The sequence below is a fragment of the Sphingomonas sp. R86521 genome, from assembly GCF_042466235.1.
Taxonomy (GTDB): Bacteria; Pseudomonadota; Alphaproteobacteria; order Sphingomonadales; family Sphingomonadaceae; genus Sphingomonas.
Genome location: NZ_JAXHBY010000001.1, coordinates 491,761 through 506,966, shown reverse-complemented (window position 1 = coordinate 506,966; position 15,206 = coordinate 491,761). Strand labels below are relative to the sequence as shown.

General features: G+C 68.3%; 17 protein-coding genes. 9 read left to right on the top strand and 8 right to left on the bottom strand.

What is annotated here, in order from left to right; all coding sequences use genetic code 11:
• Positions 1-56 precede the first annotated feature (56 nt).
• Entirely contained in the window at positions 57-515 is a 459-nt protein-coding gene (locus SJY20_RS02535) for a DUF2721 domain-containing protein (RefSeq protein ID WP_380785036.1), read from the top strand.
• The gene (locus SJY20_RS02530; protein ID WP_380785035.1) at positions 512-928 is read left to right on the top strand and encodes a DUF4345 domain-containing protein; all 417 of its coding nucleotides are present in this window, start codon (positions 512-514) and stop codon (positions 926-928) included. The genes SJY20_RS02535 and SJY20_RS02530 overlap by 4 nt, the downstream gene beginning before the upstream one ends.
• On the opposite strand, the gene SJY20_RS02525 is transcribed toward SJY20_RS02530, so the two are convergent.
• From SJY20_RS02525 to SJY20_RS02515, 3 genes are all read right to left on the bottom strand, one after another.
• Entirely contained in the window at positions 923-1,921 is a 999-nt protein-coding gene (locus tag SJY20_RS02525; protein ID WP_380785034.1) for a sensor histidine kinase, read from the bottom strand. The two genes, SJY20_RS02530 and SJY20_RS02525, sit on opposite strands and share 6 nt — an antisense overlap.
• An 85-nt stretch (positions 1,922-2,006) precedes the next feature.
• Positions 2,007-2,924 carry a hypothetical protein gene (locus tag SJY20_RS02520; protein WP_380785033.1) on the bottom strand — a complete coding sequence of 306 codons (918 nt, stop codon included), beginning with the start codon at positions 2,922-2,924 and terminating at the stop codon, positions 2,007-2,009.
• A 37-nt stretch (positions 2,925-2,961) separates the two neighbouring features.
• Positions 2,962-4,152 (bottom strand): MFS transporter, encoded by a 1,191-nt coding sequence (locus SJY20_RS02515; protein ID WP_380785032.1) that lies wholly within the window; start codon positions 4,150-4,152, stop codon positions 2,962-2,964.
• A gap of 120 nt (positions 4,153-4,272) precedes the next feature.
• Here SJY20_RS02515 and SJY20_RS02510 point away from each other — a divergent pair, with 120 nt between their 5' ends.
• From SJY20_RS02510 to SJY20_RS02490, 5 genes are all read left to right on the top strand, one after another.
• Positions 4,273-5,181 (top strand): LysR family transcriptional regulator, encoded by a 909-nt coding sequence (locus tag SJY20_RS02510; protein WP_380785031.1) that lies wholly within the window; start codon positions 4,273-4,275, stop codon positions 5,179-5,181.
• A 95-nt stretch (positions 5,182-5,276) separates the two neighbouring features.
• A complete protein-coding gene (locus SJY20_RS02505; RefSeq protein ID WP_380785030.1) occupies positions 5,277-6,029 on the top strand; it encodes a hypothetical protein in 753 nt (250 codons plus the stop codon).
• A complete protein-coding gene (locus SJY20_RS02500; RefSeq protein ID WP_380785029.1) occupies positions 6,029-6,574 on the top strand; it encodes a WG repeat-containing protein in 546 nt (181 codons plus the stop codon). The genes SJY20_RS02505 and SJY20_RS02500 overlap by 1 nt, the downstream gene beginning before the upstream one ends.
• Positions 6,575-6,580: 6 nt before the next feature.
• On the top strand, positions 6,581-7,306 hold the full coding sequence (locus SJY20_RS02495) for a hypothetical protein (RefSeq protein ID WP_380785028.1): 726 nt from the start codon (positions 6,581-6,583) through the stop codon (positions 7,304-7,306).
• A 65-nt stretch (positions 7,307-7,371) separates the two neighbouring features.
• On the top strand, positions 7,372-7,926 hold the full coding sequence (locus SJY20_RS02490; RefSeq protein WP_380785027.1) for a hypothetical protein: 555 nt from the start codon (positions 7,372-7,374) through the stop codon (positions 7,924-7,926).
• Positions 7,927-7,935: 9 nt separating this feature from the next.
• Here the strand turns inward: SJY20_RS02490 and SJY20_RS02485 are convergent, their stop codons facing one another.
• The gene (locus tag SJY20_RS02485; protein ID WP_380788528.1) at positions 7,936-8,922 is read right to left on the bottom strand and encodes an NAD(P)H-dependent flavin oxidoreductase; all 987 of its coding nucleotides are present in this window, start codon (positions 8,920-8,922) and stop codon (positions 7,936-7,938) included.
• Between the two features lie 155 nt (positions 8,923-9,077).
• Positions 9,078-10,340, bottom strand: a complete 1,263-nt coding sequence (locus SJY20_RS02480) for an aspartate kinase (RefSeq protein WP_380788526.1) — start codon at positions 10,338-10,340, stop codon at positions 9,078-9,080.
• Between the two features lie 49 nt (positions 10,341-10,389).
• Here SJY20_RS02480 and ubiG point away from each other — a divergent pair, with 49 nt between their 5' ends.
• Both ubiG and SJY20_RS02470 read left to right on the top strand, forming a co-directional pair.
• The gene (gene ubiG, locus SJY20_RS02475) at positions 10,390-11,130 is read left to right on the top strand and encodes a bifunctional 2-polyprenyl-6-hydroxyphenol methylase/3-demethylubiquinol 3-O-methyltransferase UbiG (protein WP_380785026.1); all 741 of its coding nucleotides are present in this window, start codon (positions 10,390-10,392) and stop codon (positions 11,128-11,130) included.
• A 114-nt stretch (positions 11,131-11,244) separates the two neighbouring features.
• A complete protein-coding gene (locus SJY20_RS02470) occupies positions 11,245-12,621 on the top strand; it encodes a DUF2029 domain-containing protein (RefSeq protein WP_380785025.1) in 1,377 nt (458 codons plus the stop codon).
• On the opposite strand, the gene SJY20_RS02465 is transcribed toward SJY20_RS02470, so the two are convergent.
• Genes SJY20_RS02465 through SJY20_RS02455 form a run of 3 tightly spaced genes read right to left on the bottom strand, consistent with a single transcriptional unit; the run spans position 12,566 to position 15,199 of the window.
• On the bottom strand, positions 12,566-13,759 hold the full coding sequence (locus SJY20_RS02465) for a glycosyltransferase (protein WP_380785024.1): 1,194 nt from the start codon (positions 13,757-13,759) through the stop codon (positions 12,566-12,568). The two genes, SJY20_RS02470 and SJY20_RS02465, sit on opposite strands and share 56 nt — an antisense overlap.
• A 7-nt stretch (positions 13,760-13,766) precedes the next feature.
• Positions 13,767-14,276: a DUF2141 domain-containing protein gene (locus SJY20_RS02460; protein WP_380785023.1), complete on the bottom strand. Its 510-nt coding sequence runs from the start codon at positions 14,274-14,276 to the stop codon at positions 13,767-13,769.
• The gene (locus SJY20_RS02455) at positions 14,273-15,199 is read right to left on the bottom strand and encodes a hypothetical protein (protein WP_380785022.1); all 927 of its coding nucleotides are present in this window, start codon (positions 15,197-15,199) and stop codon (positions 14,273-14,275) included. Before SJY20_RS02455 ends, SJY20_RS02460 begins: the two co-directional genes overlap by 4 nt.
• Between the last annotated feature and the right edge of the window lie 7 nt (positions 15,200-15,206).

Sequence of the window (15,206 nt, the reverse complement as noted above, 5' to 3'; positions counted from 1 at the left end):
GCCCTACTAACCGGACCGACTTCCTTCGTGCCGCGTTTGCCCGCATGATGGACTCCATGCTCGAAATCCCCGCAATCTCTACGATCGCCCAGACCATCCAGCTGTCGCTGGCGCCGGTGTTCATGCTGGCCGGCATCGGCCAGTTGCTCAACGTGCTGGCCGGGCGGCTGTCGCGGGTGATCGATCGCGCGCGGGCGCTGGAGCAGCTGCACCCGAGCAGTTCGGGGCCCGAGCATGACCGCCACGTGTCGGAGCTGCGGCTGCTCGACCGCCGCATGACGATCATCAACGCCGCGCTGTTCCTGTCGGTGACCAGCGCGATCATGACCTGCCTGCTGATTGCGTTGCTGTTCGTCGGCAGCCTCGCGAAGCTGCATCTCGGCCGCTATGTCGCGGTGTCGTTCATCGCCGCGATGATCCTGCTGATCGCCGCGCTGGTCGGGTTCATGGTCGAGGTGCGGATTTCGCTGCGCGCGTTCCGGATCCGGCCGGAACTGCTGGAGAAGATGCGGTGACCCCTGCGCGGACCATGATCGAGAAGCGGTTGCTGCAGGCGGTGATCGCGGTGGCGTGCCTGTTGCCGTTGATCGTCGGTGGCCAGGGCATCCTGCACGGCCCGGCGCCGTTCGGGCACCTGGCCGAGGTGCCGCGCGATCTCGACAGCCATTTCCGGTATATCTCGGGCATCTTCTTCGCCACCGGGCTGGGGTTCGTCAGCTGCATCCCCGATATCGCGCGCAAGGGTCCGCGGTTCCGGTTGCTGGGCGGGCTTATCTTCGTCGGCGGATGCGCGCGGCTGGTGTCGTTGCTGGCGGTCGGCGTGCCCTCCAAGGGGCATGTGCTCGGGCTGGGGATGGAGACGATCGTCGTGCCGCTGCTGATGCTGTGGCAGTGGAATTTCGCCCGGCGCGCGACCGCCAACCTATAGCGCGAGGCGGCTGCGCTTGAGGCGCAGGGTGACGATCAGACCTTCGGGTGACCAGTCATGGTCGATCGCGCCGCCGAGGCCGCCGATCACGCTGCGCCGGACCAGCTGGCTGCCGAACCCGGCCGGTTCCGCAGGCTTCACCACCGGCGGGCCGCCGCGTTCCAGCCAGGTCAGCACGATATGGTCGGCCTCCGACGTGCTGGCGATATCGAGCGTGCCGGTGGGTTCGGACAGCGCGCCGTATTTCATCGAATTGGTGGCGAGTTCGTGGACCACCAGCGCGATGCCGGTCGCTGCGGACTCGCCGACGCCCGAACGCTCGACAGCGACGCGTATCCGGCCCTTGAAGGCGCCGAGGTCGTCATAGGGCGCGAGCAGGATCGACAGCAGGTCGCCGAGCAGCGCCGCGGCACCCTGCTTGGCGGCCAGCGGCCGGACCAGATCGTGCGCCCGCCCCAGCGCAGTCAGCCGACCGGTGAGTTCGCGCGCCATGTCCTCAGTCGTGGTGGTCGACCGCGAGGTGATGTTGGTCAGCCCCGATGCGATCGCGAGCAGGTTCTTGACGCGGTGGCTCATCTCGCCGGCGAGCAGTTCGCTGCCTTCCTCCGCCTGTTTCCGACCGGTGACGTCGAGGAAGATGCCGTACATCGTCCGACCGACGATCCCGGCATCCTCGCCCTGGCCGCGCGCCGCGATCCAGCGGACTTCCTCGTCGATCACGATGCGGAAATCGGTCTCGTAGGGGCCAAGCACGGCGCGGGTCGCGGCGAACGCGGAGCGCACGCGGTCGCGGTCCGCGGGATGGATGTGCGACGACAGTTCCTCGAACGTGACCGCCTCGCTCCACGGCATGCCCCAGAGTTCAAAGCCGTGCGCATCCATCGTCAGCAGGTCGGTATCGACATTCCAGGACCACAAAGCGACCCCCGCAGCGTCGACCGCCAGACGCAGATGGTGCGGCTTCCACTCATAGGTGGTTGATCCAGATGCCACGGCGTCCCCTTTTCAATTTCATCCTCTCTACAGACGCACGTCGGCCGGTAACAAGTTATTACCGGCCGGGGGGGGCGCGTGATCGCTAGTCGATGGTGCCGGTCTCGATCAGGTGGCGCACGTCGTCCGCGACCTGGTTGTTGGCGCCGAGGCGTTCGATCAGCTGGGCTGCACGGCTGCCGCGGAGGCCTGCCGTCGTCAGTTGGCCAACGCGGACATAGGTGTAGACGCCGCTGACCGCGAATGCCGATGCGTGCGCGATATGCGGCTTCTGTGCGGCGTAGGCGGCGAGGAACGCGTCCGATTCGAGGAACGCGCGTCGAGCAAGCGGGGTTTCGAAACCGAGGTCGAGCACGGCGATCAGTGCGCGCTCGGCGGGGACCAGATGGTCGACATTGGGCGCCGGTGGTGCCGGGTCGGCATTGTCATAGCGGTCGGGCAGATGCAGCCGGAGCCGCACCACCGCCGGGTCGGCGGCAAGCGTCTCGGCGAAGCGGGTCACGGCATCGCCGAACGCCGCCGTATCGGTACCACGTGCGCCGAGATGGACATGGATGCGATCGATGCCGTCGTCGCTGTTGGGGATCGGATCGGGGATGCGGTCGACCAGCGTGCGCGAGCCGTTCGGCAGCGCGTAGGCGACGGTGGCGGCGAACATGTTCTGTTCGTCGGCGAACAGGATGTGGCTGGCGGCGTTGAAAGTCTCCTGGTCCGCCTTCGATGCGAACCCGATCTCTACGCCGCCATCGAGTTCATAGTTGGGGAACGCCGCGATGCCGTCGATCGCGGGCCACAGATGCGCGTCCTGTTCGCGGTCCAGATGCATCTGGACGTACCAGCCGAGCCCGGGGATGCGCGAGCACAGCGGACCATGGACGTCGCGCCAATAGGTCGCGAACACGTCGTGCGGCACGCGGGGGCGGCGCAGCACGGTGGTGTAGCTGTTGATCGCGATGCTCGCGTCGCGCGCGGCGTAATCGGTGTCGGTCGATACCTTCGACATGGCGGTTCCTTCGGGATTGGGCAGAATGGACAGCGTCTCAGACCGCGCTGCGGGTCCGGAGCCGGGCGACCAGCAACGTGAAGACCGCCGCGAGGATGGCGATTCCGGCGGCGACGTAGCCTACGCTGGCGAGACCCCAATGCTGGATCACCGACCCGCCGATGATTGCGCCGAGGCCGATGCCGGCATTGGCCATCGAGACGTTGAGCGTGCCGGCCAACGCCTGCGCATGGCTGGCCGACTGCATCACGCGGACCTGGCAGATTGGGTAGAGCGCGGTGTTGGCGATGCCCCAGACCGCCAGTGCGACCGCGAGCCAGGCATGCGAGCCGGCGACCAGGGTCGTCGCGGCCATCCCGATCGCGAGCACCAAGGATGCGATCGCGGTGACCATCAGCGGTCCGCGCCCGACGAACTGGCCGCCCAGCCAGTTGCCGCCCAATCCGACGATGCCGAACCCCATCAGCCACCAGCCGACCTGTCCGACCGGGATCCCGGCGATCTTTTCCAGCGTGTCGGCGAGATAGGTGTAGGCGGTGAACATCGCGGTGAACACGATCACCGACAGCACGACGTTGCCGAGGAAATACGGGTCCTTGAGGATCCGCGCCTGCTCGGCGAGCTTTACGCGGGCCGGGCGCGCGAGCGTCGGCATCACCACCAGCAGCAGCACCGCCATCAGCAGCGACAGCCCCGACAGGCCCCAGAACGTGCCGCGCCAGCCGAACGCGGTCGACGCGAGCGTACCGAGCGGGATGCCGAGCACCATTGCGCCGGAAATCCCGAGATAGACGTTGGCGACCGCCTTGCCCGATTTCTCAGGCCCGGCGAGCTCGCCGGCGGTCTCGCTCGCGGTGCCCCAGAACACCGGCAGCGCCAGCGCGGGCAGGAAGCGTGCGAAGCCGAGGATCCAGATATCGGGCGCGGCGGCGGCGAGCGCGTTCGCGCCCGCGAAGATCAGCAGGATCGCGACGAACAGCCGCTTGCGTTCGAAATGCGACAGCATCGCGGTGAGGAACGGTCCCGCCAGCATGACGGTGAACGCGAACAGCGTGACCAGCTGGCCCGCGGTCGAGATCGAGATGTTCAGATCGCGCGACAGGCTGGGCAGCAGGCCGACGATGATGAACTCGGTCGTGACGATCACGAACGCGGAGATCGCGAGTAGCAGCACGGCGAGGCCGTGGCCTGCGGTCTTCTGACCGGGGGGCGCGGTGGTATTGGGCATGGTCGAAACGGGGGGCATTCGTAAACTCCTGCAATGCCCCCCTCTACGCGCGACAAAATCCTGGGTTTCACGGTGTTATTTCTCGTCTATCGAGACATAAATTCCAGAGTGGAGCGCGGCATGATTCCTTCCGAGCGACTGAAGGGCATCGAGGCCTTTGTCTGCACCGCGGATGCCGGCAGCTTCACCGCGGCGGGGGCGCGGCTGAACCTGACCAATTCGGCGGTGAGCAAGAGCGTCGCGCGGCTGGAAGCGCGGCTTGGCAGCCGGCTGTTCGAGCGGACCACGCGGCGGCTGACGCTGACCGATGTCGGCGCCGCGTTCTACGACACCTGCGTCCGCGTGCTCGGCGATCTGGCGGATGCCGAGGCGGTGCTGGCGGCGCATCGATCGGAGATCGTCGGGCGGCTGAAAGTCGACGTGCCGGTCGCGTTCGGACGGATGCACGCGATGCCGCTGCTGCTCGCCTTTGCCGAGCGCCATCCCAATTTGCGGCCGAGCATCACCTTCACCGACCGGAAGGTCGACATCGTCGAGGAGGGGATCGACGTCGCGATCCGGATCGGCGCGTCGGATGCGAGGGGAGAGACGCTGGGCCACCGTCACCTGGGCAACGAACGCGTGATCTTCTGCGCCGCGCCCGCCTATCTCGAGCGCCGCGGGCGGCCGCAGTCGGGCGACGACCTTTCGAACTTCGACTGCGTGCTCTACGGCCGCGCCGATGGCAGCACGATTCCGTGGCGCTTTGCCAACGGTACCGGCGGTGTCGAGGAGCGGACGATGACGCCGCGGATCGTGCTGGGGAGTGCCGAGGCGCAGGTCGGCGCGGTCAAGGCGGGGTTCGGGATCGCGCAGCTGGCGACCTGGCTGATCAAGGATGACCTCGCGCGCGGCGATTTGGTCGAGATTTTGCCCGAGGCCGCGACCGTCGGGCTGCCACTGCATCTGGTCTGGCCGCGCAACCGGCAGCTGACGCCCAAGGTCGACGCGTTGCTGGAAGTCCTGACGGCGGGGTTGCAGATCGCCTGATTTAAACGCTGGCCTCGCTGCGAAACGATCGCGATACCGGTCGTCGACTTCGATGATCTCGCCGTCGTCATTCAACTGCCCGGGAAGGTATCGCGTTGAAGAAATTGATCGTGTCGGTGTTGCCGATCGTCGTTGTTCTGGCCGGATGCAGCAAAGCGCCGGATGCGGGCAACGGCTTGCCGGTTCGGGGCGGCGACGCGGCGCAGATGTCCTATGGCTACACCTATCGTTTCGCGTTGCCCGGCGATGTCGTCACCCAGGCACAGGACCGCCATATCGCACTGTGCGACCAGCTGGGGACCGCGCGGTGCCGGATGCAGGAGATGCACCGCAACGCAGGGACCGGAAGCTCCGCGGGATCGACGCGCTTCGTCGTCGCGAGCGGCGATGCGCGCCGGTTCGGGCAGGCGCTGATCGCCCCGGTGACCGCGCTGCAGGGAAGCTTGACCTCTCGCGAGTTCGAGGCCGAGGACGTTTCGAAGCAGATCGCCGATGCGCAGGCCAAGGCGGGGGCGAAGGACAGCGTCGCCAACCGCACCGCGGTCGCCGAGGTGCAGGACCGCGTCGCGACGTCGTCGATCTGGGCGTATTACGACGGCAAGACGAGCTTTGGCGAACAGCTGGGCGGTGCATTCGGCGAAGCCGGCGAGACGATGCGGTCGAGCATCATCGCGCTGATCTATGTCCTGTCGGCGGTGCTGCCCTGGGCGCTGGTGCTCGGCGTGTTGTTCTTCGTGATGCGGGCAGCGTTCCGGCGGGTCCGGATGCTTTTCCCGCGGGCGTACGACAGCCGGTCGCGGCGCCCAGTCACCGAGGCCGATCTGCCGCGGGACGACCGGGTATCGTGATGGTCGCGCTGGCGGTCGCGCTGCTGGCGGCGGCGAGCCCGGTCGAAGCGCGGGCATCCTATCCGCTCGACTGCAGCTATGTCGCGCGGGACGGCGAACTCCAGTCGCATGGGCCGTGCGCGCGGATCGAGGACGATCTTCCGCGGATCGACCCGGCGCATCTGGCGCGGATGGCGTTCGAGCATGGCCTGGCGGAAGTTCGCATCGACGGGTTCGGGATCGCGTATGTCCGGCGGGACGGACGCGCCGTCCGCGTCTTCATGCTCGACAACGGCGGCGATTATTTCCGGGAGGGGCTGGTGCGCGGGCTGCGGCATGGCAAGCTGACCTATTACGATCATGACCTGCGGCCGGTCATCGCGACGCAATATGACTGGGGCTATCCGTTCGATCACGGTCGCGCGGAGGTCTGCACCGGATGCAAGGCGGTGCAGGTCGATGCCGAGCATCAGGCGATGGCCGGCGGGCGCTGGGCGGTGATCGACCGCACCGGTCGCGTGATTGCCACCAAGACCGATCCCTCCCCTCTTCCGTTGGCGAAATAGACGATGATGGTCCTGTTCGCTGCGGCGGCGATCTGTGCCGCGACCGCGCCGGCCGCGGCGTCCGACGACCCGCTCGAAATTCCGGCGATGACGATGCCGGCGCTGCCGAAGCCGGGTCGCGTCGCGGCGTCCGCTGCCGGGTTCGCGCCGGCGGGATGGAAGGTCGAGCGATCGGTGCGCGCCGACCTGAACAGCGATGGCCACGGCGATTTGGTCGCGGTGTTGCGGGGTGCGGACGCGCACTGCGTGGTCGGCGCGGATCGTGGCGGCGGGCCGCTTAACACCAATCCCCGAGTGCTGATCGTGGCGTTCGGGGGCGCCGCGGGATACAGCCTGCGCGTGGTCAATGCCGCGGTGATACCGCGCCTTGAGGACCCGTACAGCGACGATCCGTTCGACGACGGCCTGGCGGTCCGCGGCGGCGTGATCCGGCTGACGCTGGGGGTGTGGCGCAGCATGGGCGGCTGGGGGACGAGCACGAACACCCTGTCGTTCCGCTGGGACGGCGCGCGGTTTGCGCTGATCGGGTTCGACCGCGACTATACGCATCGCGGCAGCGGCGAGACCGAGGTGTTCAGCGCGAACTACCTGACGCGGCGGGCCAAGGTCACCACCGGCACGATCGAGGACGAGGGGCCGGGAAAAGTCCGCTGGAAGACGCTGCCCGCACGCGCGCTGCCGACGCTGGACACGATCGGCGACGGGCTGGAGTTTGCGGAATCGAATCACTGAGCGGCCGTGCGTAAGGCGTGATTTTGCGATAGCCGGCGACCAAATCCCTATCCGAGGAGGCCTCCATGGGCCGGATCATCAAGTTCGTCGTGATCGTCATGCTGGTATCCGGGGTGACGTCGTTCCTGCTGACCGCGCTCGCCGCGGGTGGGCAGCGGCATCAGGCGGATCCAAGCTTCATCTCCGTGGTGTTCGGGATGACGGCCGGTATTGTCTTCCTGTTGTTCAGCGGTACCCGCCGCGTGCCGCTGGCCGACGAGGCGACACGCCGTGCGGTGTTGGCAGAACCGACCGCCGCCGCGGGGACGGCGCGACTGTTGGTGGTGCGGGAAAGCAAGATGGGGATGATGATCGGGGTCGATGTCGAGGTCGACGGCGCGGTCGTCACGCAGCTGAAGAGTCCGCGCTTCGCCGCGATCACGATATCGCCCGGACGCCGGGTCTGCGTCGCGATCGCTCAGGGCAAGCGGACCGCGCCGCTGGTCGTCGACGTCGCCGACGGCGAGACCGCGGTGGTGCGGATCACCGCGGGTCTGATGGGCATGAAACTGGCGCGCGAGGACGATACCCCGGCGTTGCGTGCCACGCTCGCCAAGGTCGCGATGGTCGCGCCGGCGTAGCGGGATGCGCTAGGCGGCGCGGGCTTCCAGCGCGCTGGCGGCCTCGGCCATCAGCGTCGCGATGATGTCGGCGACCGGCTCTTCCTTCTTGACCATGCCGACCGACTGGCCGGCCATCACCGAGCCGTGTTCGATATCGCCGTCGATCACCGCGCGGCGCAGCGCGCCCGCCCAGTAATGTTCGATCTGCAGCTGCGCCTCCATCATCTCGACGCGACCGGCGTCGAGATGCCCGGCGACCTCGCGCTGCTTGGCGGTGAAGAGTTCGCCGCCGGCGTTCTTCAGCGCACGTACCGGGATGACGGGCAGGCGCGGGTCGAGCTGGACGCTGGCGACCGCGTCGCGCGCCGAGGCGCGGATGAACGCCTTCTTGAAGTTCGGATGCGCGATCGATTCGGTGCCGCAGACGAAGCGCGTGCCGAGCTGTACGCCCGCCGCGCCCTGGTCGAGATAGCCGGCGATCGCCTCGCCGCGGCCGATGCCACCGGCGACGAACACCGGAATCTGGTCGGCGATCTCGGGCAGCATCTCTTGTGCCAACACGCTGGTCGAGACCGGGCCGATATGGCCGCCGGCCTCCATCCCCTCGATCACCAGCGCGTCGACGCCGCTGCGGATGAGCTTCTTGGCGAGCGACAGCGCGGGGGCGAACGCAATGAGCTTGGCACCGGTGGCCTTGATCGCCTCGATGCTGCCCTTTGGCGGCAGGCCGCCGGCGAGGACGACGTGCGTGACCTGGTGCTTCGCGCAAACCTCGATCAGCGCGAACAGATCGGGGTGCATGGTGATCAGGTTGACGCCGAACGGCTTGGTCGTGAGCGCCTTGGTCGCGGCGATCTCGGTATCGAGCAGCGCCGGGGTCATCGCGCCGCACGCGATCACGCCGAAGCCGCCGGCGTTGGAGATCGCGGAGACGAGGTTGCGCTCGCTGACCCACGACATCGCGCCGCCGAGGATCGCGACCTGGGACCCGAGGAACGCCGCGCCGCGCGCCATGCGGCGGGCGAGTCTGTCTTCCCCGACGGTGTTGCTGGGGCGGGCGGTCGTGTGCGTATCGGTCATTGCCGCCACATGCCCTCCCCTAGCCCCTCCCGCAAGCGGGAGGGGGACTTAGTTCACGCCCCTCCCGCAAGCGGGAGGGGAAAAGTGATTCAGGCCGCGTCTTCGGCGTCGAGGCCGTAGGCGGTGTGGAGTACGCGGACGGCGAGTTCGGTGTAGTCCTCCTCGATCAGCACGCTGACCTTGATCTCGGACGTCGCGATCGCCTGGATGTTGATGCCGCGTTCGCCGAGCGTGGTGAACATAGTCGCGGCGACGCCGGCGTGGCTGCGCATGCCGACGCCGACCACCGAGACCTTCGCGACGCGGGTGTCGTGGACCACGGTGGCGTAGCCGATCGCGTCCTTGGCCTTGTCGAGAACGTCGAGCGAGCGCGCGAGGTCGGCGGCGGGGACGGTGAAGGTGACGTCGGTCGACTTGGTCCCGCCGTTGGCGTGCGCGACGTTCTGCACGATCATGTCGACGTTGATCCCGGCGTCGGCGAGCGGCGCGAAGATCGCGGCGACCGAGCCCGGCCGGTCGCTGACCTGCGTCAGGGTGATCTTCGCCTCGTTCTTGTCGTGCGCGATGCCGGTGATGAGCTGGCGTTCCATGTCGTCGATTTCCTCTTCGCCCACGATGAGCGTGCCACGATGTCCGTCGTTGGTATCGCCGTCCTCGAACGAGGACAGCACGCGCACGCGCACGTTTTCCTTCATCGCCAGGCCGACAGAGCGAGTCTGCAGAACCTTGGCGCCGACGCTGGCGAGTTCCAGCATCTCTTCGTAGGTGACTTTGCTCAGCTTCCGCGCGCGGGGCACGATCCTGGGGTCGGTGGTGTAGACGCCGTCGACGTCGGTATAGATGTCGCAGCGATCGGCCTTCATCGCCGCGGCCATCGCCACCGCCGAGGTGTCCGAACCGCCACGGCCGAGCGTCGTCACGCGCTGCCCGGCGGCGACGCCCTGGAAACCGGGGATCACCGCGACCACGCCGTTCGCGAGGCTGGCGTCGAGCGCGGCGGTGTCGATCTCGCCGATGCGCGCGGAGGCGTGCGCGTCGGAGGTGTTGATCGGGAGCTGCCAGCCGAGCCAGCTGCGCGCGGGGACGCCGGCGGCCTGCAAGGCGATCGCGAGCAGGCCACTCGTAATCTGTTCGCCGGCCGAGACGACGACGTCGTATTCGCGGGCGTCGTAGAGCGACGAGGCTTCGCGGCAGAAGTTGACGAGGCGGTCGGTCTCGCCCGCCATCGCGGACACGACGACGGCGACCTGGTTGCCGGCATCGACCTCGCGCTTGACGCGCTGGGCGACGTTTCGGATCCGTTCGATCCCGGCCATCGACGTGCCGCCGAACTTCATCACGATACGGGCCAAATGCGCAAATCCCTTTGGGTCGAAGCGGCGGCCCTGATAGGTAGCGCGCATGATACTGGCAAGCGACACCCGCGCGAACGCAACAATCGATCCGAAGGAAGCCGCGCATTTCGGGGCGATGGCGCAGGACTGGTGGGACCCCAAGGGTTCGTCGGCGATGCTCCACAAGCTGAATCCGGCGCGGTTGCGGTATATCCGCACGCAGGTCGATGCGCATTGGGGCGGTGATGCGACAAGCTTCGCGCCACTGGATGGGCGCAGCGCGCTGGATGTCGGGTGCGGTGCGGGGCTGCTGTGCGAGCCGCTGGCGCGCCTGGGGGCGGCGGTGACGGGGATCGATGCCGCGCCCGAGAACATCGCGGTGGCCGAGGCGCATGCGGCGCAGAGCGGGCTGGCGATCGACTACCGTGCGTGCGGGGTCGAGACGATGACCGGGCAGTTCGACCTGGTCACCAGCCTGGAGGTGATCGAGCATGTTACCGATCCGGCGGGGTTCGTGCGCGGGCTGGCGGGGGCGATCGCGGAGGGGGGGCTGCTGATCCTGTCGACGCCGAACCGGACGCCGTTGTCGCGGCTGGCGCTGATTTCGGTGGCGGAGGGGACCGGCCGGATCCCGCGCGGGACGCATGACTGGAACCGGTTTTTGACGCCCGAGGAACTGACCGCGCTGCTGGTCGCGGCGGGGTTGCGGGTGGTGGATACGCAGGGGCTGGTGTTCTCGCCGGGGACCGGGTTTGCGCTGGGAGATTCGGTGGCGCTGGATTATTTCCTGACGGCTGTGAAGGGTTGAGGCCCTTCCCCGCGGGGGCTGCCGGTGAGGGGTAGCGCTTCCCAAGCGTGTTCCTCCGCGAAGGCGGGGGCCCAGGCTGTTCCCCCGCCTTCGCGGGGGAACACGTTGGTGTGGGTGACGCTGGCCGTTCTGTTCGTGGCGCTGGCCTTGCTGCGTCCGGTGGATCACGACGAGAGCCAGTATGTCGCAGCCACCGTACTGACCGCGCATGGGCTGCTGCCGTACCGTGATTTCGCGTATCTGCAGACGCCGTTGCAGCCGTTCCTGTTCGCGCCGATCGCATGGATCGCGGGGCCGTGGACGTGGCCGGCGCTGCGGATCGCCAATGCGCTGCTGGGGATGGTGGCGGTCGGGTTTGCGCATGCCGCGATGCGCGCATCCGGAGTGCGGCCGCGGGTTGCGCTGGGTGTCGCGGCGCTGTTCGCGAGCTGCGATATCCTGCTGTTCGGGATCGGGACCGCACGCAACGACGCGGTGCCGGTCGCGTTGCTCGCGGCGGCGATCTGGGGCTACGCGCGCGGCGGTATGCCGGTGCTGGTCGGGGCTCTGCTGGCGGGGGCTGCTGCGGCGAAGATCTCCTATGCGCTGCCGGCTGCGGCGTATGGGCTCTATGCGCTGACGCACCGCGGGCATCGGCCGGCGCTGGTCGCGCTGGGGGCGGCGCCGGTGCTGGCGTTGGTCGGCTGGACGTTTGCGCTGAGCCCCGAGGGTTTTTTGTTCGGGACGCTGCATTTCCCCGCCTTGGCGCCGGCGGAATTTTACGCCGCGCGGCCTTGGAAGCTGTCCTGGGCGGGCAAGGCGGTCGATACGCTGAAGTTCCTCGCGTTGGGGGCCGCGCTGCCCGCTTTGGTCGTGGTGGCGCGCGATGCGTGGGCGAGGCGGCGGCTCGGGTTGCTCGACTGGCTGATCGTCGCGGGGTTGGTCGCGGCGCTGCTGCCGTTTCCGACGTGGCGGCAATATCTGCTGCCGGTGCTGCCGCCGCTGTTCGTGCGGCTTGCGATCGCCTGGCCGGCTGGTCGCCGGTCGGCGGTGATTTTCGCGGGGTTTGCGTGCATCGGGATCCTGCCGACGATCTTTGCGATTGCCGAGCCGGGCCGATTGTCGCTCGCGCAGGGCCTGCGCGATGGTGCGGCGCTGGGACGGGTGCTCGACGCGCAGCATCTCACCGGGCCGATCGCGACGCTGTCGCCGGAGATTTTGCCGATGGCGGAGCGGCTGCCCGATCCGCGGTTCGCCGCGGGGCCGTTCTATTTCCGCAGCCATACGCTGCTCGATGCCGCCGCCGAGCGCCGGCTGCGGCTGATGTCGCGTGATCGTGCCGCGTTCGAGGGCGGCGGCGTGATCCTGACCGGGGGCGAATCGGAGGCTACCGCGGGCGACCCGGCGCTCGACGCCGCGATGGTACGGGGTCGCCGGATCGGCGGCGCGGGACGGTTCAGCCTGTACGCGACGCCCGCTTCGCCACCACCAGTCCGGCGTAATAGTCCATGAGCTCGACGGCGTGTTCGCGGTCGCTGCGGACGCGACCCGCGGCGACGCGGGCGGCGCGGCGCAGCATCACCGCATCGCGGGCGTGGAGCCGAGCGATCGCGTCCGCCGCGGCGCCGGCGTCGCGCGCCGCGTAGAGTTCGCTGGTCAGCGGATCGGCGACTTCGGCACAGCCGCCGGTGTCGGGGACGATCAGCGGCAGGCCCGACGCCATCGCCTCGGACGCGACCAGCCCGAACGGTTCGGCTTCGGAGCCGTGGATCAGCGCGTCGCAACTGGCCATGATCCGCGCGAGGCGTTCGCGGTCATAGACCGGCGCGAACATGCGGATGTGCGGCGATCCGCCGATCCGCCGCTCGATCGCGCGGCTCTGCGCGCCGGTGCCGATCAGGATCAGCCCGATCGGCAGCGTCGTCCCCGCGCGGGTCGCGGCGTCGACCACCAGCGGCCAGCGCTTCTCGCCGTGATGGCGGCCGAGCCCGAGCAGCAGCATCGCATCCTCGGGCAGGCCGCATTGCGCGAGCAGCGAGCGGCGCAGGCGGGGATCGCGCAGGGTCGGCGAGAAATGCCCGCGATCGATCCCGAGCGGCATCGCGGCATCGATCCGCAAGCCCCGTGCGCGCAGCCGTTTTTCCAGCGCCGGGCCGTTGGTGACGACGGCGTCGTACTTGACCAGGAACTTGCGCATGTAACGGCTGTACCAGGCGAAGCCCTGTTCGATGCGGTCGTGGCTGGCGACGCCCGAGAACCAGCGCTGCGCATAGGCGGCGATGTTGTCGTTGTGCATGAAGAACACCTTCACCGCCCTGCGGTCCCAACCGCCGGGCCAGTCGCCGACGAACCAGGCCGGTCGCCACGGCGAGCAGCTTTCGACGACATCGGGGTCGAGATCGTCGAGCAGGTCGTGGATGACGCGTTCGTCCCAGAACAGCCCGTAGTTGCTGTCGAACGGCATCGGCGGGGATTTGAGATAGATCACCCGGCCGCCGCCCGGGCGCTCCTCGATGCGGTCCTCGCGGCCCGGCGCGACGACGATCAGTTCGTGGCCGAGATCGGCGAGGATGCCCATCTTGCGGTCGACATAGGTGCGCACGCCGCCCCCGGCGGGCGAATAGAATTCGTTGACGTCGACGATCCGCATCGCCGACTCAGCCCGGATCGACCGGGCCGAAGCCGCTGAGGCCGCGGAGATATTGCAGGCGGATGTGCGTGACGGTGATCCCGGTGCCGACATCGATCAGCGCCTGTTCGACCTTCGGACGCGAACGGCCGAGTTTCACATTGCTGGGGAAGCCGGCGCCGTCGCTCCAGAAGCTGAACTTGTTCTTGCCGTCGCGGTTGTGGACCAGCAGCAGCGCGTAGCGGCCGGGGCGGGCGACGCGCATGCACAGCGCGATCGCGCCGGCGGCGGGCGTCGGCACGCTGATCCGGCGGAAGGTCTTGCCGGCGGCGACCAGGTCCTTGTCGGGCTTGAGGAAATCGGCTTCGTCGGCGGGGTAGAGTTCGAGCTTCAAGTCGCCGGTACGGTCCTTGAGGCCGGTCGCATCGACCTGGATCGCGGGGCCTTCGCTGGCGCGGCAGGCGGCGGCATCGGGACCGAGAACCTGTGCCGCGGCCGGGGACGACGAGATTAGCAGCGCCAGAAGCAGCGACTTCATGCGGGCTTCCGGGTGGCGAGCGCATGGAGGCTGAACAGCGCGAGCAGCACGACGTGGACGAGCAGCGTCAGCGCGGCGGTGAACGCGATCAGTTCGGACAGCGTGCGGTCCTGCCCGATCAGCAGGATCGCGAAATTGGCGAACAACAGGTCCTTGTTGGGGACCAGCGGCAGCCGCGACACCAGCAGGCGCCCCGCGGCGAGGAACAGCCACATCCCCACAGAGACTCCCGGCAGCGCGTAATGCCAGGCGAGCGCGATCAGCACCGACCCCGTCAGCAATCGCACGCAGTGGACCCCGAACACCCACCACAAAGCGCGCTCCGGTAGCGAGAATATCCGCGTCGAGAAGATCAGGAACGGCAGCGACATCGCCAGCGTGATCGCCGCGGAGCCGAGCACGATGCGGAACTGTTCGGGGTTGAGCAGGCTGCGCCCGAGCGGCAGCGCGACCGCGATCATCGCCAGCGTGATCGCATTGCCGGCGATCGCCGACAGGATGCTGACGTCCTTCACCGCACCGAACGGTGCCGCCACCATCTTCGCATGGCTCCGTGCCCAGGCGTAGAAATAGGCTTCGCCCGAATAGCCGATCACGACCTCGTTCGCGATCCGCTTCTTGACCAGCGCGACCAGCCCGCCGAGCGGGATGCCCCAGAGCCGGCGGAAGATGAGATAATCGGCGGTCGGCAGCGACATGTAGAGCGCGGCGAAGCAGAGGTAGAACCGTGGGTCATGCGGCAGCGAACGGCCGAGTCCCGCCAGCCCCTGCCCCAGCAGTTCGCGCAGCAGCCCGGCGATCATCGCGAGCGTCAGCACCCCGCCAATGATCGCGGGCCAGCGCAGCCGCACCGTCTTCAGCGGTTCGAGCCCGGCGATGTCCGCCGGACCGCCAACCGCCGGTGCCATCCGTGTGTCCGACATGCGAGTC

Coding starts and splice junctions, on each gene's coding strand:
- SJY20_RS02535 (WP_380785036.1), top strand. CDS start 57: ATGCTCGAAATCCCCGCAATCTCTACGATCGCCCAGACCATCCAGCTG.
- SJY20_RS02520 (WP_380785033.1), bottom strand. CDS start 2,924: ATGTCGAAGGTATCGACCGACACCGATTACGCCGCGCGCGACGCGAGC.
- SJY20_RS02515 (WP_380785032.1), bottom strand. CDS start 4,152: ATGCCCAATACCACCGCGCCCCCCGGTCAGAAGACCGCAGGCCACGGC.
- SJY20_RS02510 (WP_380785031.1), top strand. CDS start 4,273: ATGATTCCTTCCGAGCGACTGAAGGGCATCGAGGCCTTTGTCTGCACC.
- SJY20_RS02500 (WP_380785029.1), top strand. CDS start 6,029: ATGGTCGCGCTGGCGGTCGCGCTGCTGGCGGCGGCGAGCCCGGTCGAA.
- SJY20_RS02495 (WP_380785028.1), top strand. CDS start 6,581: ATGGTCCTGTTCGCTGCGGCGGCGATCTGTGCCGCGACCGCGCCGGCC.
- SJY20_RS02490 (WP_380785027.1), top strand. CDS start 7,372: ATGGGCCGGATCATCAAGTTCGTCGTGATCGTCATGCTGGTATCCGGG.
- SJY20_RS02485 (WP_380788528.1), bottom strand. CDS start 8,922: ATGGCGCGCGGCGCGGCGTTCCTCGGGTCCCAGGTCGCGATCCTCGGC.
- ubiG (WP_380785026.1), top strand. CDS start 10,390: ATGATACTGGCAAGCGACACCCGCGCGAACGCAACAATCGATCCGAAG.
- SJY20_RS02465 (WP_380785024.1), bottom strand. CDS start 13,759: ATGCGGATCGTCGACGTCAACGAATTCTATTCGCCCGCCGGGGGCGGC.
- SJY20_RS02460 (WP_380785023.1), bottom strand. CDS start 14,276: ATGAAGTCGCTGCTTCTGGCGCTGCTAATCTCGTCGTCCCCGGCCGCG.
- SJY20_RS02455 (WP_380785022.1), bottom strand. CDS start 15,199: ATGTCGGACACACGGATGGCACCGGCGGTTGGCGGTCCGGCGGACATC.